Genomic DNA, 22104 nt, shown 5'->3' on the forward strand with positions numbered 1-22104 from the left:
TGTGGGAGGCCGGGCCGGCAGGTGGGCGGTGGGGCAGGTCAGAGCCGCTCGATGACGTAGTCCACGCAGGTCGTGAGCGCCTCGACGTCGGCGGGCTCGACCGCCGGGTACATGGCCACCCGCAGCTGGTTGCGCCCCAGCTTGCGGTACGGCTCGGTGTCCACCACGCCGTTCGCGCGCAGCGCCTTCGCGACGGCCGCCGCGTCGACGTCGTCCGCGAAGTCGATCGTGCCGACGACCGCCGAGCGCTGCGCCGGGTCGGCGACGAACGGGGTCGCGTGCTTGGACTCCTCGGCCCAGCCGTACAGCCGCCGCGCGGAGTCGGCCGTACGCCGCACCGCCCAGTCCAGGCCGCCCTGGCCGTTGATCCAGTCCAGCTGCTCGGCGAGCAGGAAGATCGTCGCGAGCGCCGGGGTGTTGTACGTCTGGTTCTTGCGGGAGTTGTCGATCGCCGTCGTCAGGCTGAAGAACTCGGGGATGTGCCGGCCGGACGCCGCGACGCGCTCGGCGCGCTCGATCGCGGCGGGCGAGAACACGGCGATCCACAGGCCGCCGTCGGCCGCGAAGGACTTCTGCGGGGCGAAGTAGTAGACGTCGGTCTCGGCGATGTCGACCGGCAGGCCGCCCGCGCCGGACGTCGCGTCCACCAGGACCAGCGAGCCGTCGTCCGCGCCCGGCACCCGGTGGGGCGGCATGGCGACACCGGTGGACGTCTCGTTCTGCGTGAGCGCGTACGCGTCCACGCCCGCCTCGGCCCGCGCCTGCGGGTGCGTGCCCGGCTCGGACTGGATGACCGACGGCTCGCCCAGCCACGGCGCCAGCTTGGCGGCCTTCGCGAACTTCGAGGAGAACTCGCCGAAGCTCAGGTGCTGCGACCTGTTCTCGATCAGACCGTGCGTCGCGATGTCCCAGAAGGCGGTGGACCCGCCGTTGCCGAGGACGACCTCGTACCCGTCGGGCAGCTGGAACAGCGACCGGACGCCGGAGACGGCTCTGCCGACCAGGTCCCGGACGGGAGCCTGGCGGTGCGAGGTGCCGAGGAGTGAAGTGCCGGTGGCGGCGAGGGCGCTCAGCGCCTCCGGACGCACCTTGGACGGACCCGAGCCGAACCGACCGTCGGCGGGCTTGATGTCAGCGGGAATCTGGATATCAGCCACGGCGGAAGCGTAGTCGCTCAGGCCGCCGGGCACGGAGACGGTCCGTACCGCGAGACGCCCGCACGGCCGTGCGGGCTGCGCGGCACGGGCGGCCACGGCGCGCCCCGCGCGCACGCGCTCGCCGCGCCCGGGCCGGGGGCCTGGGGCAGCAGAGGGCTAGGGCCTGTCTGGCAATTCCCGCCGGGTCCGGCCCGCCCGGCACGCACGCTCGGCGCACGGCAGAAACGCCCGAGTAGCCCCGCTACGAGGGCGCCCCTGCCACACGCCGATCGCACGCACCGGACGATCCGGCCTGATCCGACACGAATTGCCAGACAGACCCTAAGGGCCGTCCCGTAATCCCCGGCGGGCGCACGACGCCAGCTACGGTCCCCTGCCGCGTTGTCGGATCGTCCGAATACGGCCCGGTATGAGGACGACCCTCCGCCTTGCAGGGCACCGCATCTGACGCCGTGCGCTGATCCACCGCGGATTACGGGACAGCCCTTAGGTGACGCAGGAGCTGCCGTCGCTCACCACCCGGCGCCCTGCTCGCGGGGCTGACCGACGAGGAGCGCGGCCAACTGGCCGTACTGCTCGGCAGGTTGGCCGCCACGCTGGAGGGCCCCGGCTGACCGGGGCCCCCGGTGCGGCGGACGGCGGTGTGAGCGGCGGTGCGAACGGCCGTGCGCGGGGGCTTACTTGGGGCCGTAGGTGACCACGTTGACGCCGGAGGCGAACGACGTGGACTTGATGAACGTGAGGTGCGTGGCGTCGAGGCCTTCCAGCAGACGCGTGCCGCTTCCGGCGACGACGGGGCAGATCCAGAAGTGGTACTCGTCCACAAGGCCGTGCTCCAGCAGCGTGTGGTCCAGCTCGCCCGTACCGAACTTCAGCAGGTTCGCGGACTGCTTGAGCGCGGCGACCTCTTCGGCGATGTCACCCTCGATGAGGGAGGCGTTCCACTTGGTCTCCTTGAGGGTGCGGGAGGCGACGTGCTTGGGCAGGTTGTTCATCCGGGCGGCGTACTCGCCCTGCGACGCCTCCATGCCGGGCCACATCTCGGCGAACCCCTCGTAGGTCTCGCGCCCCAGCAGCAGCGCGTCCGCGTCGAAGAGGAGTTCGCGGCCGTACGCGGCGTACTCCTCGTCCCAGTACGGCAGACTCCACTTCTCGGGCGAGCTGGTGACGCCGTCCAGCGTGGTGAACGTGGTTTCCACGAGCTTCCCCATGATGCTTTCTCCTTCAGCGATCCCGCTCACTGTCCTCGGCCCCGCGGGCCGAGGTGACACCAGTACAGACCCGCGCGGGGGCGCGAAGTATGTGTCCGGGGCGAGTGAGGTGGATCACATGACGAGGAGTGTTCGCCCTCGCCGCGTGTGCTGTCCGGAGCCGGGGCGCTACGCGGGGTCCTGCGGCGGCAGGGCGAGCAGCTTCTTGTAGCGGGCCCACAGCTTGGGAGCCGGGTCGCCCAGCACGATCCCGCTCAGGACCAGTTCGATCATCAGGGACTCGAACTCCTCGCCCCTGCTGCGGTAGCGCTCCGGGTCGGTCTCGACGGTCGCGGCACGGATGTACCGGTCGCCCCCGCCCCCGCCGTCCCCCGCGCCCTCGCTGCCGTCGTCGTCGACGGGCGCGAAGGCGACCTCGTACACGCCGTTGCCCGTCCAGCTGCGGTGCAGGAAGGCGATGTCGCCCTCGGTGAAGACGTGCCACTTCTCGTCCATGCTGCGCCCGCGCACGCCCTGCCGGATGCGCTCCCACTCGGCTTCCGTCCACCGGCGGTCCGGCAGCAGGCGCAGCGGCGCGGGCGCGAGGACGGGGGTCAGGCGGAGGAAGGACGCTCGGGTGAGCGGGGCGTCGGCAGGCATGCCACCGATCGTACGGACGCGCCGTCCGCCGTGGTGGCGGGGGCTGCCACGGCGGACGGCGCGGACCCCGAGGGGGGCCGGTGGGCGGGACGGCGGGCGGGACGGCGCTCAGCGGTAGAAGCGGCCTTCGCGCAGTTCGAAGCGCTCGGAGAGGGAGCAGCCGATCGAGGGGCTGATCAGCAGGCTCACCGCGACGGGCGCGGGCTCGGTGCTCGAGGTGGAGAACTGGCAGACGGCCTGGCTGCCGGTGAGCGGGAACCAGAACCAGCCGTCCACCTCGCCGACGGTGACCCGGTCGCTCTCCCGCCAGGCGCCGCCCTGCTGGGTGAAGGCCCGCAGGCTCACGGACGCGGCGTACGGGTCGGTCTCCGAGCGCAGCGCGTTGATCGTGATGCGGTAGTCCCCGCCCAGTTCGGACGAGGCGATGACCTTGCTCTCCACCGCCCGCGCGGGCGGCGCCGCCCTGTCGGACCGCGCGGTCGCGGGGCGCTCGCCCACCGCCGCCGCTCCTGGCGCGGCCGTCGTCCCCAGCGTGGCGAGCGCCGCAGCGCACAGTGCCAGCGCGGCGCCCCGTCGCCTCGAAGTCCGGTGCCTCATGCCCATCGCTTCCCCCTTGTTTCCGCTGTCGTACCGGTGGTCACGCGTGTCGCTGTCGCCTGGTCAGCGCGACATGGCGGTGAAAGAATCATGAAAGCCACTAAGTCAGTGCTTTCTTCCCCTTGTCCACCAAGACACGCGAGGGGAGTGAAGGGTTGTGCCCGAAGTGCTCAGCCCGTCGCGCGCACCGGGTGCGGCAGTCCGGTGACGCCCCTGTGGACGGAGTGGAGCGAGGTGTTGGCGGCCGGGAAGAGCCGGTTGCGGCGCACGGGCGGAGACGCCGGCCGCGCTGCCGGAGATGGCCGGCCGGCCCGGTCGGACCGGCGGCTCCCGGCGAAGCGGAACGTGCCGCAGGTCCGGTCAGACCCCCGGAACCGGCCGATCCGGTCACACCCGGCAGCCCGGCGAGTCCGGAGAGTGCCGGGTAGCCCCGGATCAGGTGAGGCGGCTCGGCTACGGGCGCAAGAGCGTGCACGCTTGGGGCATGGCAGCAGCAGATACACGCGACATCGCGCAGGCACTACGCAAGTCCGTACGCGGCGAAGTGGAGTTCGACGCGGGCAGCAGAGCACTGATGACGATGGACGCCTCCAACTACCGGCGGGTCCCCCTGGGGGTCGTCGCGCCCCGTGACGCCGAGGACGTCGCGGCGGTGCTGGCCGCCTGCCGGGAGCGCGGTGTGCCGGTGGTCGCGCGAGGCGCCGGCACCTCCATCGCCGGACAGGCGACCGGCGTCGGAGTCGTCCTCGACTTCACCCGGCACATGAACCGCATCGAGGCCATCGACCCGCAGTCCCGTACCGCACTCGTCCAGCCCGGCGTCATCCTGGACGACCTGAGGTCCGCCGCCGACCGGCACGGCCTCACCTTCGGCCCCGACCCGTCCACCCACGGCAGGTGCACGATGGGCGGAATGATCGGCAACAACTCCTGCGGATCGCACTCGGTGGCCTGGGGGACCACCGCCGACAACGTCCACGAGCTGGACGTCCTCACCTACGACGGCACCCGCGCCCTGCTCGGCCCCGGCGGCGAGGGGGTGCCCGGCGCACTGCGCGAAGGCGGGCGGCAGCTCGTCGCGCGGCAGCTGGCGCGGCTGCGCACCGGCTTCCCCGACCTGCCGCGCCGCATCTCCGGCTACGCGCTCGACGCGCTGCTGCCCGAGAACGGCGAGGACTGGGCCCGGGCCTACACCGGCAGCGAAGGCACCCTGGCCGTGCTGACGCAGGCCACCGTCAAGCTGGTGGAGACCCCGGGTGCCCGCGCGCTCGCCGTGCTGGGCTACCCGGACGAGAGCGCCGCCGCCGAGGCGGCGGCCGGACTCCTGCGCCACCACCCGCTGACCGTCGAGGGCATGGCGCACGACCTGGTCGGCGAGGCCTCGCGGGCCAGCCTGCCGCGCGGCGCCGCCTGGCTGTTCGTCGAGATCGGCGGCGCCGATGCGGCGGAGGCGCGGGCCCGCGCCGAGGAGCTGTGCCGGGCGGCGGCGGCCGACGGCACCACCGGCCACACCGTGGTCGCCGATCCGGGCGCCCAGCGGGCCCTGTGGCGCGTCCGCGAGGACGCCTCCGGCACCGCCACCCGGATGCCCGACGGCAGCGAGGCGTGGCCCGGCTGGGAGGACTGCGCGGTGCCGCCCGCCCGACTCGGCGCCTACCTGCGGGACTTCCGCAAGCTGCTGGCCGAACACGACCTGCGCGGGCTCCCGTACGGGCACTTCGGGGACGGCTGCATCCACGTGCGGATCGACTTCGACCTGCTCAGCGAGCCGGGCATCCGCCGCTTCCGGGACTTCAGCGAGCAGCTCGCGGACGTCGTCGTCGCGCACGGCGGTTCGCTCTCCGGCGAGCACGGCGACGGGCTGGCGCGCGCCGAGCTGCTGCCGAAGATGTACGGACCCGAAATGGTCGGCCTCTTCGGCGAGTTCAAGGACCTGTGGGACCCCTCGGCCGGACTGAACCCGGACGTCCTGGTACGCCCCGCCAAGCTCGACGAGAACCTCCGCTTCGCCCCGCTGCCGCGCAAGCCGGTGGACGTCGAGTTCGGCTACCCGCACGACGGCGGCGACTTCTCGGCGGCGGTGCGCCGCTGCGTCGGCGTCGCCAAGTGCCGTACCACCGCCGACAAGACGGCGGCCACCAACGTCATGTGCCCGTCCTTCCGCGCGACCGGCGACGAGAAGCACTCCACGCGTGGCCGCGCCCGGCTGCTGCACGAGATGCTCGCGGGTGAGGTCGTCACCGACGGCTGGCAGTCGGAGGAGGTGCGCGAGGCGCTCGACCTGTGCCTGTCCTGCAAGGGCTGCCGCAGCGACTGCCCGGTGGGGGTCGACATGGCCACCTACAAGGCCGAGTTCCTGCACCACCACTACGAGGGCAGGCGCCGCCCCATGGCGCACTACTCGATGGGGCGGCTGCCGCAGTGGCTGCGGATGGTGTCGGCCACCCGTACGGCGCCGCTGCTCAACGTGGGCGCGCGGATCGGCCCGCTGGCGGCCGTCGGCAAGCGGCTGGGCGGGCTGGCGCCCGAGCGGGACGTCCCGGCGCTGCCGAACGGCTCGTTCAGCCGGTGGTGGCGCGCGCAGGCCGTGGAGACGGCGAAGCGGCGCGGGGCGGCGGAGCGGAGCGGAGCGGGCGTCCGTCCGGCCGAGGGGGAGGAGGGCAGGCAGATCGTGTTGTGGCCCGACACCTTCACCAACTACCTCTCACCGGAGGCCGGTACGGCCGCCGTACGGGTGCTGCGGGACGCCGGGCTGCGGGTTGCCGTACCGCCGAAGCAGGTGTGCTGCGGCCTCACCTACGTCTCCACCGGCCAGCTCGACGAGGCACGCAAGGTGATGCGGCGCACCCTGGACCACATCGAACCCGCGCTGGACGCGGGGCTCCCGGTGACGGTGCTGGAACCGCCGTGCGCCGCCGCGCTCAAGACCGACCTGCCGGAACTCCTGGGCGACGACCCACGGGCCGCGCGCCTGGCCGCCTCCGTACGCACCTTCGCGGAGACGCTGGAGGAGTACGCACCCGACTGGGCACCGCCACGCGTCGACCGTCCGGTGGCCGGGCAGACCCACTGCCACCAGCACGCCGTGCTCGGTGACGACGCCGACCGCAGGCTCCGCGCGCGGGCCGGGCTCACCGGCGAACTCAGCGGCGGCTGCTGCGGCCTCGCGGGCAACTTCGGCTTCGAGAAGGGGCATTACGAAGTGTCGGCGGCCTGCGCGGACGAACAGCTGCTGCCGTCCGTACGGGACGCGGTGGCCGCCGACCCGCAGACGGAGCTGATCGCGGACGGCTACTCGTGCCGGACGCAGCTGGAGCAGTTCGGCGGGCGGAGCAGCAGGCACCTCGCGGAGGTCCTCGCGGAACACCTGGGCGACGCGGACTGAGCGCCCGCCCCCGCCCCCGGCCGCCGGTGAGACGGCCGGGGGCCGGGGGGCTGGTGGTGCTGCCGGGGCTGGAGCGGGCTGTGGCGATCGTGTGACAAAGCGGGGTCGGAAGCACAACACCGGGACGTGAGAGTCGATCTCGTCCCGGTGCATAACTTCCCACCGTTCAGGGAGATTTGACATGACGCGCTTCAGCAGCCCCCGTCGCCGGCGCATGGCCGTAGCGGTCACCGCGGCGCTGCTCTCCCTGGGCGTGCTGACCGCGTGCGGCGGCGGTTCCTCGGACGGCGACTCGTCCGGGAAGTCGTCCACGCAGCGCTCTTCCTCCGACGCCGGGGAGAAGAACGGCGCCAAGGGCGGCCCCGAGTCCAAGCCCAGGACCAAGGGGGAGCTTCAGTCGGGGGACGCGCTCACCTCCCACAACTTCGCACTGGACATCGACGGCCAGCGCGTCGAGTACCTCCAGGAGGTCTCCGGCCTGGCCCAGGACGCGGAGCAGCAGAATCAGCAGCAGGCCGACGGCAGGACCTACCAGCGCAAGATCCCCGGCGCGGAGAGCCAGGGGACAGTGACGGTCGTCCGCGGCCTCACGCAGTCCACGCAGTTCACCGAGCTGATCAACGGGACGGTCCAGCCCGGGTCCGTGACCCTCGCGATGCTCGACTACCAGGACAACGCCGTCAAGCAGTACAGGTTGGACAATCCCACGGTCATCAAGGTCGACAACCCCGCAGACGGCAGCGTGGGCGGGCAGTCCGTCACGATCCAGTTCACGAGCCTGACCGTCAGCTGAGCCCGGCCGCCTCGCGCCTGGTCGCCTCGCACCCGGCCGGCACCGGCGCGTGCCGACCGGCGCTCCCTTACGGCTCGTCCTTCGGCACGGTGGAGTGCAGGGCGTACATGTGCTGGTCGTCACAGCCGACGTACACCGTGCCGTCGGAGACCACCGGGGACGACTGGATCGTGCCGCGGGTGGCGTAGGACCACTTCTCGTTGCCCGTAACGGAGTCCAGCGCGTAGACCTTCTTGTCGCCGCAGCCGACGTACACGGTGCCGTTCACCACCGCGGGGCGTTCGGATATGAATGCGTCGACACGGAACTCCCACCGCTTGTCGCCGGTCGCCGCGTCCAGGGTGAGGAGCATGCCCTCCGCGTTGCGGGTCACGTTCGGGCTGACGAAGTACGTCGCGTACACGACGCCGTCCGCCACCGCGAGCGAGGGGCCGCGGCGCGGCTTCGAGTCGAGTTCGACGGCGGATTCCCACTTCTTCCTGCCGCTGGAGGCGTCCAGCGCGTACACGGCCTCGTCGCCGCCCACGTAGACGACACCGTCCGCCACGACCGGCGGGCCGTGGGCGCCGCCGTCGCTGAAGCTCCATCGCTGCTTTCCGGTGGCCGCGTCGACGGCGTACACCTGGTGGAAGTTGGCGACGTAGACCAGGCCGCCGGCCGCGGCCGGTGCGGTGAGCGAGCCCAGGAAGGAGAAGTCGTCGTCGCCGTTGTCGTCGAACTTCCATTTCCGCTTGCCCGTACGGGCGTTGACGGCGTACAGGTTCCCCTCGTCGCTCCAGTCCTCGTCGCTTCTGCTGCTGAGGAAGACCACCCCGTCCCGCACCACGAAGTCCAGGTCGACCGGGGCACCGGTGGCGAAGGCCCACTTGCGCTTCCCGGTGGCCGGGTCGAGGGCGTGCAGGCTGTAGTCGTCGCTGCCCGCGTACACGACTCCGCCGGTCACCACGGGTGTCGAGTCGATCGCGCCGCCGGTGGCGTACGTCCACCTGCGCTTTCCGGTGGCCGCGTCGAGGGCGTAGAGCTTGCCGTCGCGGCAGCCGGCGTAGACCAACCCGTCGGCGACCGCGGGCGCGGAGAAGAAGCCGCCGCCGACGGCATGCCGCCAGCGCAGCCGGGGGTCACGGGGCGCGGCGGGAGGCGCGGAGGAGTCGGCGGGCCGGGCGGGCCCGCCGTCGGAGGGGTCGCGGAGGATACTTGCCGCGGTGGTCCCCGCTGCCGCGACGCCCGCGCCAACGCCGAGGAGGAGGGCGGCGCGGCGGCTGATGCGGGGAGCGGGGGAGGAGGGCGGCGTGGCGCCAGCCGTCGGCGGCGGCTGCGGGGCGGTGGGTGACCGCGGTGCGGTGCGCGGTGCGGGGGCGGCGGGCGGTGCCGGGACGGTGGGCGGCACCCGGGTGCTTGCCGTCGGCCGTTGCGCCCGCGGCGTCCCGTCCGTGCCGGGAAGGGCCTTGAGTATCCGCCCGACCTCGGCCGCCGACTGCGGACGGTCGCCGGGGTCCTTCGCGAGCAGGGTCAGGACGAGTGCGTCCACCGAGGCGGGCACTTCCGGGCGGGAGCAACTGGGCGCCGCGGGCGTGGAGTTCAGCTGCGCGGCCATCATCGCGACGGGCGCGGTGGCCTGGAACGGCGTGTCGCCGGTGAGGAGTTCGTGCAGCACGCAGCCCAGCGAGTAGAGGTCGGAGCGTGCGTCGGCAGGCTGGTCGCCGAAACGCTCCGGCGCCATGTAGGCGACGGTGCCGATGACCTTGCTCGTCTGCCGGGTGGACGCCACGTACCGCGCGATGCCGAAGTCGAGGACCTTGATCCGGCCGTCCGGCGAGAGCATGAGGTTCGCGGGCTTGAGGTCCCGGTGCACGATCCCCGCGGAATGGGCGGCGGTGAGGGCCGAGGCGGTCTGTGCCGCCCAGTCCAGCGCCGTGGCCACGTCGGGCGGCCCGTCGTCGTGCAGCACGCTGAACAGGTCCCGGCCGTCGAGGTACTCCATGACCAGGTAGAGGGGGCCGTCGTCAGGGTCCTGGCCCAGGTCGTGGACCGTGACGACCCCCGCGTGGCTGAGGCCGCCCGCGGTGCGCGCCTCGCGGAAGAAGAGGTCCACCCCGGCCGCGTCCCGGCGGTCGTACGGCAGCAGCTTGACCGCGACGCGCCGCTCGATGACCCGGTCGAGGCCCTCCCACACCTCCCCCATGCCGCCGCGCCCGACGAACGCCACCAACTCGTAACGCCCTCCCAGGACCCGCGCGCTCACTCATTCCCCCTCGCCAGGACGCCGTAGCGACGTCGTGCTGCCTGCAGGGCACGACACGCCTCAGCCCCGAAGATCCCACACCGGCCACCCGGCCGCCACAGATCCCCTCCTGCTGCTCCAAGGTCAACGACGTCCGCACGGCTCCCTCTCCGATCATCCACATATCCCCAACGCAGGCGGGGTGTTGAGGGCGACGAGGCCGTAGCCGGCCCAGCACGCGACCAGCAGCCCTGCCCCACGCTGGCACCTACGCGAAGGGCACGGCCACGACCTGGACCGCGTCCTCGTAGATGACCCGCCCCGGGGCGGCGGAACGTACCTCCTGGCACTCGACGCCGTGGGCGGCCAGGATCTCCAGGTAACCCGGGAGCCGCGCGAGCAGATGCGTGGCCGTCGGCTTGAACCAGGCCGCGGCGCCGGGGTTGGCCTCGTGGTCGTAGACGGTGGGGTCGACGGTCGAGGGGTTGGTGTACGCGGCGTCGTACCAGCTGTTGTTGGTGCGCCGGAAGGACTCCTGCTCGTCCGTGAGCCTGCCTTCCCGCGCCAGCGTGTTGACCAGCCCGAACACGCCGGTGAAGTGCCCCCGACGGTTCCGGTGCGGCGACTGGAACCGGACGTACTGGACGGCCTCGCCGCTACTGTCTGTCATCCCCATCGGGGAATCCTCTCACCACCGCGCGGGCGCCGGGCCTTCGCGCCCGCCGCCTGCGGGGCTGACTACGCGGCGTGGGTGTCCGTGCCGCGGAGGATGTACAGGTCGTCGCCGAAGACCGCCGAGATCTGGATCTGCCCGCCGAGGGCGGCGACGTAGCGGGCGACGGCCTCCATGGTGGAGACCTCACCGCGCTCGATCTGCGAGATCCGGCTCTTGGTCACCTCCATCAGCTCTGCCACCTCGCGCTGCGTCAGGCCGAGGGACCTGCGGCGCTCGGCCAGCCGGTACCCGTCGATGTACGCCTGGTTGCGCTTGTGCGCCTCGGCGACCTTCTCGTCACCGCCGGCGTCGGCCACGACATCGGCGCGTACGTCGCTCCACTTGGGAAAGTTCGTCATGGCTGTGCCTCCTCGGCCTCGCGTTCCCGGAGCGGCCCGATGACCCTGGGCGCAGCACATGGAGAGTGTAGCAAATCCTCTACCTGAGGCGACCCCGGGTTGCCGCGGAGCTGCGCTGGTGACCGGTGTCCTGCGGTTGACAGTGTCATCTGTGGCGGTCAGAGAATCATGCACGCGTGCTTGTTTGTTTCTGCGGGTGCTGGCACGCTCGTCGCCCCAGGGTGTCAGCGCGACGGGAGTTCGCCGTGTCCGGTGCGGAAGACGTGCTCGCGGATCTGCGGGCCGAGAGCGAGAGCCTCGACCCGCTGGTGGCCGCCCTGCCCGAGGAGGGATGGCGCCGGGCCACCGCCGCGCCGGGCTGGACCGTCGCCCACCAGATCGCGCACCTGGCCTGGACGGACGCGCGTGCCCTGCTGGCCGTACGGGACGCGGACGCCTTCCGGCGGGCGGCCGAGACCGCGCTCGGCTCGCCGCACACCTTCGTCGACGAGGGCGCGGCGGAGGGCGCCGCCCGCCCGGCCGCCGCGCTGCTGGCCGACTGGCGCGCCGGTCGCGCCGCGCTGTCGGCGGCGCTCGCCGGAGTCCCGCGCGGCAGGCGGCTGCCGTGGTATGGGCCGCCGATGAGCGCCGCCGGGATGGCCACCGCCCGGCTGATGGAGACCTGGGCGCACGGCGAAGACGTCGCCGAGGCGCTCGGCGTCCGCCGGGAGCCGACCGCCCGGCTGCGGCACGTGGCGTGGATCGGCGTACGGGCCCGGGACTTCGCCTACGCCGTACGGGGCCTGGCGCCGCCCGGTGCGCCGTTCCGCGTCGAACTGCGGGCACCTGGCGGAGTGTTGTGGGCCCACGGCCCGGAGGACGCCGCGCAGCGCGTGACGGGACCGGCGCTGGACTTCTGCCGCCTGGTCACACAGCGCACCCACCGCGACGACACCGCGCTGCGGGCCGTGGGCACCGACGCCGAGCACTGGCTCGGCATCGCCCAGGCGTTCGCGGGCCCACCGGGCGCCGGGCGCGCCCCGGGCGGTGGCCCTGCTCCCGGTGGCGAGGCGGCCCTCGGCGGCCCGGCGGCGCTCCGGTGAGCGCGCGGGCGGTGGCCGGGCCCGCCCCGGCTGCCGCGCCCGTGCTGCGTGTCGGCAACGCCTCCGGCTTCTACGGCGACCGGTTCGACGCCGTCCGCGAGATGCTCACCGGCGGCCCGCTCGACGTCCTCACCGGCGACTACCTCGCCGAGCTGACCCTGCTCATCCTCGGCCGCGACCGCCTCAAGGACCCCTCGCGCGGCTACGCCACCACCTACCTGCGGCAGTTGGAGGAGGGCCTCGGGCTCGCGCACGAGCGCGGCGTCCGGCTGGTGGCCAACGCGGGCGGCCTCAACCCGGCCGGACTGGCGGACGCCGTACGGGCGTTGGCCGCGCGGGTCGGCGTCCCGGCGCGGGTGGCGCTGGTGACAGGGGACGATCTGCTGGCACGCGGCTGGGGCGAGGGCGTGTTCACCGCCAACGCCTACCTGGGCTGCGGCGGTATCGCGGAGTGCCTGCGCGGCGGCGCGGACGTGGTGGTGACCGGCCGGGTGACGGACGCCGCGCTGGTCGCCGGGGCCGCCGCCGCCCACTTCGGCTGGCAGCCGGACGACGCAGGCGGCACCGGCACCGACGCGCTGGCGGGGGCCGTCGTGGCCGGGCACGTGCTGGAGTGCGGCACCCAGGCCACCGGCGGCAACTACGCCTTCTTCGATCGCGAGGGCCTCGACCTGCGCCATCCCGGCTTCCCGCTGGCCGAGATCCGGGCCGACGGCACCTCGGTGATCACCAAGCACCCGGGCACCGGCGGCGCGGTGACCGTCGGCACCGTCACCGCGCAGCTGCTCTACGAGACGGACGGCGCGCGCTACGCGGGCCCCGACGTCACGGCCCGGCTGGACTCCGTACGGCTGGCCCCGGACGGCGCCGACCGGGTGCGGGTCACCGGCCCCGACGGCGGCCCCGTACGCGGCGAGGCGCCGCCCCCCGCGCTCAAGGTCGGCCTCACCCGCCTCGGCGGCCACCGCAACGAGGTCGTGTTCGTGCTGACCGGCCTGGACATCGAGGCGAAGGCCGCGCTCGTGCGGCGGCAGCTGGAGGACCGCCTCGCCGCCGCCCGCCCCGCCGAACTGCGCTGGACCCTGGCCCGTACGGACCACGCCGACGCGCCCGTGCAGGAGGAGGCGAGCGCGCTGCTGCGGCTGGTGGTGCGCGACGCCGACCCGGCGCTGGTCGGGCGGGCGGTCAGCGCGGCGGCGGTCGAGCTGGCGCTCGGCAGCTACCCGGGCTTCCACCTCACCGCGCCGCCGGGCAGGGGCGCGCCGTACGGGGTGTTCGAGGCGGCGTACGTGGCGGCGGCCGAGGTGCCGCACACGGCGGTGCTGCCGGACGGACGGCGGGTGCCCGTCCGGCCGCCGCGCGTGACCCGCCCGCTCGCGCCGGTCGCGGAACCGCCGCTGCCCCCGCTCCCGGCGTACGGCGGGCGCACCCGCCGGGTGCCGCTGGGCACCGTGGCCGGGGCCCGCAGCGGCGACAAGGGCGGCAGCGCCAACCTCGGCCTGTGGGCGCGCGACGAGGACGCCTGGCGCTGGCTGGCGCACACCCTGACGGTTCGTCAGTTAAGTGAAATCCTGCCGGAAACAGAGGGCTTGGAGATCACCCGCCACCTGCTGCCCGGCCTGCACGCGGTCAACTTCGTCATCGCGGGAATCCTGGGCGACGGCGTCGCCTCCCAGGCTCGCTTCGACCCCCAGGCCAAGGCGCTGGGGGAGTGGGTGCGTTCGCGGCAACTGGAGATCCCGGAGGAGCTGCTGTGAGCGTGCTGCGTACGGAGCTGGACACGGCGGGGCCGGAGTACGCGGAGCGCCGCGCCGCCATGTCCGAGAAGCTCGCCGCCCTGGCGGCGGAGCACGCGAAGGCGATGGCCGGGGGCGGCGAGAAGTACGTCGCCCGGCACCGCGCGCGCGGCAAGCTGCTTGCCCGGGAGCGGATCGAGCTGCTGCTCGACCCGGACACGCCCTTCCTCGAACTCTCCCCGCTCGCCGCCTGGGGCAGCGACTACCCGGTGGGCGCCTCGATGGTGACCGGGATCGGCGTCGTCTCCGGCGTCGAGTGCCTGATCACCGCCAACGACCCGACGGTGCGCGGCGGCGCCAGCAACCCGTGGACGCTGCGGAAGGTGCTGCGCGCCCACGAGGTCGCGCGGGCGAACCGGCTGCCCTGCGTCAGCCTGGTGGAGTCCGGCGGCGCCGACCTGCCCAGCCAGAAGGAGATCTTCATCCCCGGCGGCGCCCTCTTCCGGGACCTCACCCGGCTGTCCGAAGCCGGAATCCCCACCGTGGCCGTCGTGTTCGGCAACTCCACGGCGGGCGGCGCGTATGTCCCCGGGATGTCCGACCACGTGATCATGGTCAAGGAGCGGGCCAAGGTCTTCCTCGGCGGCCCTCCGCTGGTCAGGATGGCGACCGGCGAGGAGTCCGGCGACGAGGAGTTGGGCGGCGCCGCCATGCACGCCCGCACCTCCGGCCTCGCCGACCACTTCGCCGAGGATGAGCCCGACGCGCTGCACCGCGCCCGCCGGATCGTCGCGCGCCTCAACTGGCGCAAGGCACAACCCGAGCCGCCGCCCGCCGCGCCGCCGCGCCACGACCAGGACGAGTTGCTGGGCATCGTGCCCGGCGACCTGAAGGTGCCGTTCGACCCGCGCGAGGTGATCGCCCGGATCGTGGACGGCTCGGAGTTCGACGAGTTCAAGCCGCTCTACGGAGCCGCCCTGACCACCGGCTGGGCCGACCTGCACGGCTACCCCCTCGGCATCCTCGCCAACGCGCAGGGCGTGCTGTTCAGCGAGGAGTCGCAGAAGGCGACCCAGTTCATCCAGCTGGCCAACCAGCGCGACATCCCGCTCCTCTTCCTGCACAACACCACCGGTTACATGGTCGGCAGGGAGTACGAGCAGGGCGGCATCATCAAGCACGGCGCCATGATGATCAACGCGGTCTCCAACTCGAAGGTGCCGCATCTGTCCGTGCTGATGGGCGCCAGCTACGGCGCCGGGCACTACGGCATGTGCGGCCGTGCCTACGAGCCGCGCTTCCTGTTCGCCTGGCCCAGCGCGAAGTCGGCGGTCATGGGACCGAAACAGCTGGCGGGGGTGCTGTCCCTGGTGATGCGCGAGTCGGCGGCGGCGAAGGGACGGCCGTACGACGAGGACGGCGACGCGGCGCTGCGCGCGATGGTCGAGGAGCAGATCGAGGCCGAGTCGCTGCCGGTCTTCCTCTCCGGGCGGCTCTACGACGACGGTGTCATCGACCCGCGCGACACCCGCACGGTACTGGGGCTGTGCCTGTCCGCCCTGCACACCGCGCCGGTACGGGGGGCGCGCGGCGGCTTCGGCGTGTTCCGGATGTGACGCGCCATCAGCAACCGTGCTGAGCACGGCGCGTGCGGTGGCGGCGGGCAGCGGGGCAAGCAGGAGAATTGAGCAGGAGGGAGCGAGAGGTGAGGCCGCAGTGATCCGGTCCGTACTGGTCGCCAACCGCGGCGAGATCGCCCGCCGCGTCTTCCGCAGCTGCCGGGAGCTGGGCATCGCCACCGTAGCCGTCTACGCGGACGAGGACGCGGACGCCCCGCACGTACGCGAGGCCGACGCCGCCGTACGGCTGCCCGGCGCCGCGCCGGCCGACACCTACCTGCGCGGTGACCTGGCCGTCGCGGCGGCCCGCGCGGCGGGCGCCGACGCCGTACACCCCGGCTACGGCTTCCTCGCCGAGAACGCCGCCTTCGCCCGCGCCGTCGGCGACGCGGGCCTGACCTGGATCGGCCCGCCGCCCGAGGCGGTCGCGGCCATGGCCGACAAGATCCGGGCCAAGGAGCTGATGGCCGCCGCGGGCGTACCCCTGCTGGCCTCCGTCCCGGCGGAGTCGGCGCGCGCGGACCAACTGCCCCTGCTGGTCAAGGCGTCCGCCGGCGGCGGGGGCCGCGGCATGCGGCTGGTGCGCGAACTCGCCGCGCTGCCCGGCGAGATCGCCGCCGCACGGGCCGAGGCCGCCGCCGCCTTCGGGGACGGCGAGGTATTCGTCGAGCCGTACGTCGAGCGCGGGCGCCATGTCGAGGTGCAGGTGCTCGCCGACGCGCACGGCACAGTCTGGACGCTCGGCACCCGGGACTGCTCCCTCCAGCGCCGCCACCAGAAGGTCATCGAGGAGGCCCCCGCGCCAGATCTGGACGAGGCGCTGCGCGCCGGACTGTGCACGGCCGGGGAACGGGCCGCCCGCGCGGTCGGCTACCGGGGCGCGGGCACCGTGGAGTTCCTGGTGGACGCGCGCGGCCGGGCGTACTTCCTGGAGATGAACACCCGCCTCCAGGTGGAGCACCCGGTCACCGAGTGCGTGTACGGGCTGGACCTGGTGGCCCTTCAGATCCGCGTCGCGGAGGGCGAACGGCTGCCCGCCGAGCCCCCGCCGCCGCGCGGCCACGCCGTGGAGGCGCGCCTGTACGCGGAGGACCCGGCCCGCGGCTGGCAGCCCCAGGCGGGCACGCTGCACCGGCTGGTGGTGCCGACCGGCGGTGCGGGCACGGGCGTCGGGGTGCGGGTGGACTGCGGGGTGCGCGTGGACTCCGGGTTGGCGGACGGGGACGAGATCTCCGTGCACTACGACCCGCTCCTCGCCAAGGTCGTCGCCTGGGCCCCCACCCGCCGCGCGGCCGTACGCGCGCTGGGCGGCGCGCTGGAGCGGGCCCGCATCCACGGCCCGGTCACCAACCGCGAGCTGCTCGTACGCTCCCTGCGGCACCCGGAGTTCGAGGCGGCACGGGCGGACACCGGGTTCTACGGCCGGCACCTCGCCGCGCTGACCGCGCCCCCCGCCCGCGCGGCCGGCGCGCCCGACCCCGCCGCCCTGGCCGCGCTGGCCGCCGCGCTCGCGGACGCGGCGGCGCGCCGGGCGGCGCCGTCCGTGGCCGCGCGCCTGGGCGGGTGGCGCAACCTGCCCACCCGCCCGCAGCGCAAGAGCTACCGCGCCGAGCCCGGCGGCGCGCGGTACGACGTCGACTACCGGCAGGAGCGCGACGGCGCCTTCACCGCCGAGGGCTTCCCCGGCGTACGGCCGCTCGCCGCCGCCCCGGGAGCCGTCGTGCTGGAAGTCGGCGGAGTACGGCGGGAGTTCGAGGTGTGCACCTATTCGGCAGCGGGCACCGGCCCCGCGGTCCACGTCGACTCCGCGTTCGGCGCGTACGCCTTCACCGCGCTGCCCCGCTTCGCCGCACCGCAGGCCCGTACCGCACCGGGCTCGCTCCTCGCCCAGCTGCCCGGCACCGTCGTACGGGTCGCCGACGGGCTGGCGGTGGGCGACCGGGTCGCGGCGGGGCAGCCGCTGCTGTGGCTGGAGGCGATGAAGATGGAGCACCGCTGCACCGCCCCGGCCTCCGGCGTGCTGCACGCGCTGCACGCCACGGTGGGCCAACGGGTGCAGGTGGGGACGGTGTTGGCCGTCGTCCACCCCGACCAGGCGCCGACCGCGACCGATGCGCCCGACGCGCCGACCGGGCCCGCCGACCGCGCCGCGCCGCAGACGCCAGGGACCGCAGCCCCGACCCGGGAGGTACCGCCATGACCGGCCGCACCCGCAGCGCCGCCGACGCCCTGCTGGAGACCGACGAGCACCGCGCCCTGCGCGCCGCCGTCGGCGCCCTCGGCAGGCGCTACGGCCGCGCCTACTTCGCCGACGCCGTCAGCGCGGGCAGGCACACCGACGAGCTGTGGGCCGACGCCGCCGCAGCCGGATACCTGGGCGTCAACCTGCCCGAGGAGTACGGCGGTGGGGGCGGTGGCATCAGCGAACTCGCCATCGTGCTGGAGGAACTGGGCCACGCGGGCTGCCCGCTGCTCATGCTGGTCGTCTCGCCCGCCATCTGCGGCACCGTCATCGCCCGTTTCGGCACCGCCGCCCAGCGCCGCGCGTGGCTGCCCGGACTGGCCGACGGCAGCCGCAGGATGGCGTTCGGCATCACCGAGCCGGAGGCCGGTTCCAACGCGCACCGCATCACCACCACCGCCCGCCGGGACGGCACGGACTGGATGCTCACCGGCCGCAAGGTCTTCGTCTCCGGCGTCGACATCGCCGAGGCGACGCTCGTCGTCGGCCGCACCGAGGACGCCCGCAGCGGCAGCCTGAAGCCGTGCCTCTTCATCGTCCCCCGGGAGGCCCCCGGCTTCACCCGCCACCTCATCGACATGGAACTGGCCGCCCCCGAGAAGCAGTTCGAACTGGTCCTGGACGACGTGCGGCTCCCCGCCGAGGCGCTCGTGGGCGACGAGGACGCGGGGCTGCTCCAGCTCTTCGCCGGGCTCAACCCCGAGCGCGTCATGACCGCCGCCTTCGCCCTCGGCATGGCGCGGTACGCGGTGGCGCGCGCGGTCGAGTACGCCCGCGCGCGCCAGGTGTGGAAGCAGCCGATCGGGGCGCACCAGGCGATTGCGCATCCGCTCGCGCGGGCCCACATTGAGATCGAGCTGGCCCGCCTGATGACCCGCAAGGCGGCCTGGCTCTACGACGCGGGCGACGACACCGGCGCGGGAGAGGCGGCGAACATGGCCAAGTACGCGGCGGGCGAGGCCGCCGTACGCGCCGTCGACCAGGCGGTGCACACCCTCGGCGGCAACGGCCTCACCCGCGAGTACGGCCTCGCGTCCCTGGTGACGGCCGCGCGCGTCGCGCGCATAGCCCCCGTCAGCAGGGAGATGATCCTCAACTACGTGTCCCACCAGAGCCTGGGGCTGCCCAAGTCCTACTGATCCCCGCCCGCCCGCACCCACAGAGCCACAGCCACAACCACAGCCACTCAGACCCCCGCACACGCAGACGCCGACCGCCCGTCGCGAGCCGGGCCGACCCGGAGGTGCCGCCATGGTGTTCCGCAGCGAGTACGCCGATGTCCCGCTGGTCGATCTGCCCATCCACGAGGCCGTCCTCGGCCGTTCCGCCGCCGCGCACGGCGGCCGGGCGGCGCTCATCGACGCCGCCGACGGCACCACCCTCAGCTACGCACAGCTCGACGGCCTCACCCGGCGGATCGCCGCCGGGCTGGTCGACGCCGGGGTGTGCCGGGGCGACGTGGTCGCCCTGCACAGCCCCAACGCCCTGCTCTACCCCGCGGTCTTCTACGCGGTCAGCCGGGCCGGGGCCGCGGTGACCACCGTGCACCCGCAGTCCACCCCCGAGGAGTTCGCCGGGCAGCTCTACGACTCGGGCGCGCGCTGGATCGTCACCGTCTCCTCGCTGCTGGACGTCGCCCGCACCGCGGCGGAGCGCACCGGGGGCGTCCGCGAGATCTTCGTCTGCGACCGCTCGGAGGGCCACCGCTCCGTCCTCGCCCTCGCGGGCGCGGACGCGGACCCCGAGGTCTTCGTCGACCCCGCCGCGGACCTGGCGGTGCTGCCGTACTCCTCGGGCACCACGGCGTCCCCGAAGGGCGTCATGCTCACCCATCGCAACATCGCCACCAACCTGGCCCAGGTCAGCGCCCTGATGCCCAGCGGCCCCGGGGACCGGGTGCTGGCGGTGCTGCCGCTCTTCCACATCTACGGGCTGACCGCGCTGATGAACGCGCCGCTGCGCGGCGGCGCGACGGTGGTCGTGCTGCCGCGCTTCGAACTGGAGCACTTCCTCGGCGCGATCGAGAAGTACCGGGTCACCGCCCTCTACGTCGCCCCGCCGCTGGTGCTGGCCCTGGCCAAGCACCCCTCCGTCGACGGCTACGACCTCTCGTCCGTCCAGTACCTGGTCAGCGCCGCCGCCCCGCTGGACGCCGAACTGGCCGCCGCCTGCGCCCGCCGCCTGGGCCTGCCCGCCGTGATGCAGGCGTACGGCATGACAGAACTCTCCCCCGGCACGCACGTCGTGCCGCGCGCCGCCGCCGACGCGCCGCCGGGGACCGTCGGCAAGCTGCTGCCCGGCACCGAGATGCGCATCGTTGCCCTGGACGGCTCCGGCCGGGACCTGGCGGCGGGCGCCGAGGGCGAGATCTGGATTCGCGGACCGCAGGTGATGAAGGGCTACCTGGGCAGACCGGAGGAGACCGACGCGATGATCGACGAGGAGGGCTGGCTGCGCACCGGCGACGTGGGCCGGGTGGACGCCGACGGCTGGCTGTTCGTGGTGGACCGGGTCAAGGAACTCATCAAGTACAAGGGCTACCAGGTCGCCCCCGCCGACCTGGAGGCCGTGCTCCTGGGCCACCAGGGCATCTCGGACGCGGCCGTCATCGGCGTCCGGGACGACGACGGCGAAGAGGTGCCCAAGGCGTTCGTGGTCCGGCGGCCCGGCGCGAAGGTCACGGCGGACGAGGTGCTGGCGTACGTCGCGGAGCGCGTCGCGCCGTACAAGAAGGTGCGGCGGGTGGAGTTCGTGGTCGCCGTGCCGCGGGCCGCCAGCGGCAAGATCCTGCGGCGGCGGCTGCGGGCGAAGGAGCGGTTCGCGTGACCGGCGCCCGGCCCGCGCCCGCGCCCGAGGCCCCGCTGGTGCGCGGCGCGTACGAGCGGGGCGTGACGACGCTGACCCTCGACTCGCCGCACAACCGCAACGCGCTCTCCCGGCGGCTGGTGCGCGAGCTGTACGACGGGCTGGCCTCGGCGGCGGCGCACGCGGAGACGCGGGCGGTGCTGCTCACCCACACCGGCGGCACGTTCTGCGCGGGCGCGGACCTGGGCGAGGCGGCGCGCGACGCCGCGGCGGACGCGCAGCAAGCGCCGGACGCGCCGGACGCGCCCGCGCGGGCGCTGGCCCGGCTGCTGCGCACCGTCGTCGCCTTCCCCAAGCCCGTCGTCGCCCGCGTCACCGGCCACGTCCGCGCGGGCGGCACCGGGCTGCTCGCCGCCTGCGACATCTCCGCCGCCGCGCCGACCGCCACGTTCGCGTTCACCGAGGTCCGCCTCGGCCTCGCGCCCGCCGTCATCTCGATGCCGCTGCTGCCCCGCCTCGACCCCCGCGCGGTGGGCCGCTACTTCCTCACCGGGGAGCGCTTCGACGCCGCCGAGGCCGCCCGCATCGGCCTGGTGACGCTGGCCGCGCCCGACCCGGACGAGGCGCTGGCGCCCGTACTGGAAGGGCTGCGGCGCGGCTCCCCGCAGGGCCTGGCGGAGTCCAAGCGCCTGGCCACGGTGGAGGTGCTGCGCGCGTTCGACCGGGACACCGATAGCCTCGCAGCGCTCTCCGCACGGCTGTTCGCCTCCGACGAGGCACGGGAGGGCATGTCCGCCTTCCTCGAACGACGGGAACCGGGATGGGTGCGCTGACGGACCGCGGCACGGCCCCCAAGCAGGACCGCAGCCGTGCCACCCGGCAGCGGCTGCTGGAGTCGGCCGTGACCTGCCTCGCCGAGCGCGGCTGGTCGGGCAGCACGGTCACGCTCGTCGCCGAGTACGCCGGGGTCTCCCGGGGCGCCGCGCAGCACCACTTCCCCACCCGCGAGGACCTGTTCACCGCAGCCGTCGAGTACGTCGCGGAGCAGCGCTCGGCGGTGCTGCGCGACGTGCCCTCCCCGGACGGCACGGAGGCGGCCGTCGAGGCGATCGTCGGCCTCTACACCGGCACGCTCTTCCGCGCCGCGCTGCACCTGTGGGTCGCCGCGTCCAGCGAACCGCAACTGGGACCGCGCGTCGCCGCGCTGGAGGCGCGCATCGGCCGCGAGACCCACCGGATGGCCGTGCGGCTGCTGCGCGCCGACGAGCGCGTCCCGGGCGTACGCGAGACCGTGCAGGGGCTGCTGGACATGGCACGCGGCCTGGGCCTGGCCAACCTGCTGCGCGACGACAGCGCGCGCCGCGAGCGGGTGGTGGCGCAGTGGGCGGACCTGGTGTCCGCGGCACTGCGCCGCTGACCGGGCCGCCAAGACCCTCAGCCGGCTGCCGCGCGCCGGAGTCCGTGTGCGGGTGCGGCCACCCGGTGGCCGCACCCGCACACGGACGTACGGGCCGCGCGCATGAACGCGCGACGCCCGGGCCGT

General features: G+C 74.1%; 17 protein-coding genes. 10 read left to right on the forward strand and 7 right to left on the reverse strand.

Annotated features, from left to right (window positions below; translation table 11 throughout):
• Positions 1-38: 38 nt before the first annotated feature.
• The 4 genes from serC to H299_RS0125875 form a co-directional block, all read right to left on the reverse strand.
• The gene (gene serC, locus H299_RS0125860; protein WP_027750779.1) at positions 39-1157 is read right to left on the reverse strand and encodes a phosphoserine transaminase; all 1119 of its coding nucleotides are present in this window, start codon (positions 1155-1157) and stop codon (positions 39-41) included.
• Between the two features lie 677 nt (positions 1158-1834).
• Positions 1835-2368: a dihydrofolate reductase family protein gene (locus H299_RS0125865; RefSeq protein ID WP_027750780.1), complete on the reverse strand. Its 534-nt coding sequence runs from the start codon at positions 2366-2368 to the stop codon at positions 1835-1837.
• Positions 2369-2536: 168 nt separating this feature from the next.
• Complete coding sequence (locus H299_RS36295) at positions 2537-3007, reverse strand: hypothetical protein (protein WP_051262840.1); 471 nt, start codon at positions 3005-3007, stop codon at positions 2537-2539.
• Between the two features lie 108 nt (positions 3008-3115).
• On the reverse strand, positions 3116-3610 hold the full coding sequence (locus H299_RS0125875; protein ID WP_486587420.1) for a hypothetical protein: 495 nt from the start codon (positions 3608-3610) through the stop codon (positions 3116-3118).
• A gap of 478 nt (positions 3611-4088) precedes the next feature.
• On the opposite strand from H299_RS0125875, the gene H299_RS0125880 reads away from it, so the two are divergent.
• Positions 4089-6989: an FAD-binding and (Fe-S)-binding domain-containing protein gene (locus H299_RS0125880; RefSeq protein ID WP_027750782.1), complete on the forward strand. Its 2901-nt coding sequence runs from the start codon at positions 4089-4091 to the stop codon at positions 6987-6989.
• 181 nt (positions 6990-7170) lie between these two features.
• The gene (locus tag H299_RS36300) at positions 7171-7782 is read left to right on the forward strand and encodes a phage tail protein (RefSeq protein WP_051262841.1); all 612 of its coding nucleotides are present in this window, start codon (positions 7171-7173) and stop codon (positions 7780-7782) included.
• A 67-nt stretch (positions 7783-7849) separates the two neighbouring features.
• On the opposite strand, the gene H299_RS0125890 is transcribed toward H299_RS36300, so the two are convergent.
• From H299_RS0125890 to H299_RS0125900, 3 genes are all read right to left on the reverse strand, one after another.
• Positions 7850-10024 carry an outer membrane protein assembly factor BamB family protein gene (locus H299_RS0125890; RefSeq protein WP_027750783.1) on the reverse strand — a complete coding sequence of 725 codons (2175 nt, stop codon included), beginning with the start codon at positions 10022-10024 and terminating at the stop codon, positions 7850-7852.
• A gap of 247 nt (positions 10025-10271) precedes the next feature.
• Positions 10272-10679, reverse strand: a complete 408-nt coding sequence (locus H299_RS0125895) for a hypothetical protein (protein WP_051262842.1) — start codon at positions 10677-10679, stop codon at positions 10272-10274.
• Between the two features lie 62 nt (positions 10680-10741).
• Positions 10742-11077 (reverse strand): helix-turn-helix domain-containing protein, encoded by a 336-nt coding sequence (locus H299_RS0125900; protein ID WP_027750785.1) that lies wholly within the window; start codon positions 11075-11077, stop codon positions 10742-10744.
• Between the two features lie 245 nt (positions 11078-11322).
• Here H299_RS0125900 and H299_RS36305 point away from each other — a divergent pair, with 245 nt between their 5' ends.
• The 8 genes from H299_RS36305 to H299_RS0125940 all read left to right on the forward strand — a co-directional run bounded on the left by H299_RS36305 (position 11323) and on the right by H299_RS0125940 (position 21978).
• Positions 11323-12159 (forward strand): TIGR03084 family metal-binding protein, encoded by an 837-nt coding sequence (locus H299_RS36305; RefSeq protein ID WP_037760569.1) that lies wholly within the window; start codon positions 11323-11325, stop codon positions 12157-12159.
• An 11-nt stretch (positions 12160-12170) separates the two neighbouring features.
• On the forward strand, positions 12171-13916 hold the full coding sequence (locus H299_RS0125910) for an acyclic terpene utilization AtuA family protein (RefSeq protein ID WP_027750786.1): 1746 nt from the start codon (positions 12171-12173) through the stop codon (positions 13914-13916).
• The gene (locus H299_RS0125915) at positions 13913-15511 is read left to right on the forward strand and encodes a carboxyl transferase domain-containing protein (RefSeq protein ID WP_027750787.1); all 1599 of its coding nucleotides are present in this window, start codon (positions 13913-13915) and stop codon (positions 15509-15511) included. The genes H299_RS0125910 and H299_RS0125915 overlap by 4 nt, the downstream gene beginning before the upstream one ends.
• 100 nt (positions 15512-15611) lie before the next feature.
• Positions 15612-17714, forward strand: coding sequence for an ATP-binding protein (locus H299_RS36310; RefSeq protein WP_051262843.1), 2103 nt, complete (start codon positions 15612-15614; stop codon positions 17712-17714).
• Positions 17711-18895 carry an acyl-CoA dehydrogenase family protein gene (locus H299_RS0125925; RefSeq protein ID WP_037760572.1) on the forward strand — a complete coding sequence of 395 codons (1185 nt, stop codon included), beginning with the start codon at positions 17711-17713 and terminating at the stop codon, positions 18893-18895. Before H299_RS36310 ends, H299_RS0125925 begins: the two co-directional genes overlap by 4 nt.
• A 112-nt stretch (positions 18896-19007) precedes the next feature.
• Complete coding sequence (locus tag H299_RS0125930) at positions 19008-20582, forward strand: 4-coumarate--CoA ligase family protein (RefSeq protein ID WP_027750789.1); 1575 nt, start codon at positions 19008-19010, stop codon at positions 20580-20582.
• Positions 20579-21394: an enoyl-CoA hydratase family protein gene (locus H299_RS0125935; protein WP_027750790.1), complete on the forward strand. Its 816-nt coding sequence runs from the start codon at positions 20579-20581 to the stop codon at positions 21392-21394. Before H299_RS0125930 ends, H299_RS0125935 begins: the two co-directional genes overlap by 4 nt.
• Positions 21382-21978 (forward strand): TetR/AcrR family transcriptional regulator, encoded by a 597-nt coding sequence (locus H299_RS0125940; RefSeq protein WP_027750791.1) that lies wholly within the window; start codon positions 21382-21384, stop codon positions 21976-21978. The genes H299_RS0125935 and H299_RS0125940 overlap by 13 nt, the downstream gene beginning before the upstream one ends.
• Positions 21979-22104 lie beyond the last annotated feature (126 nt).

It is taken from the genome of Streptomyces sp. CNH287 (assembly GCF_000424825.1).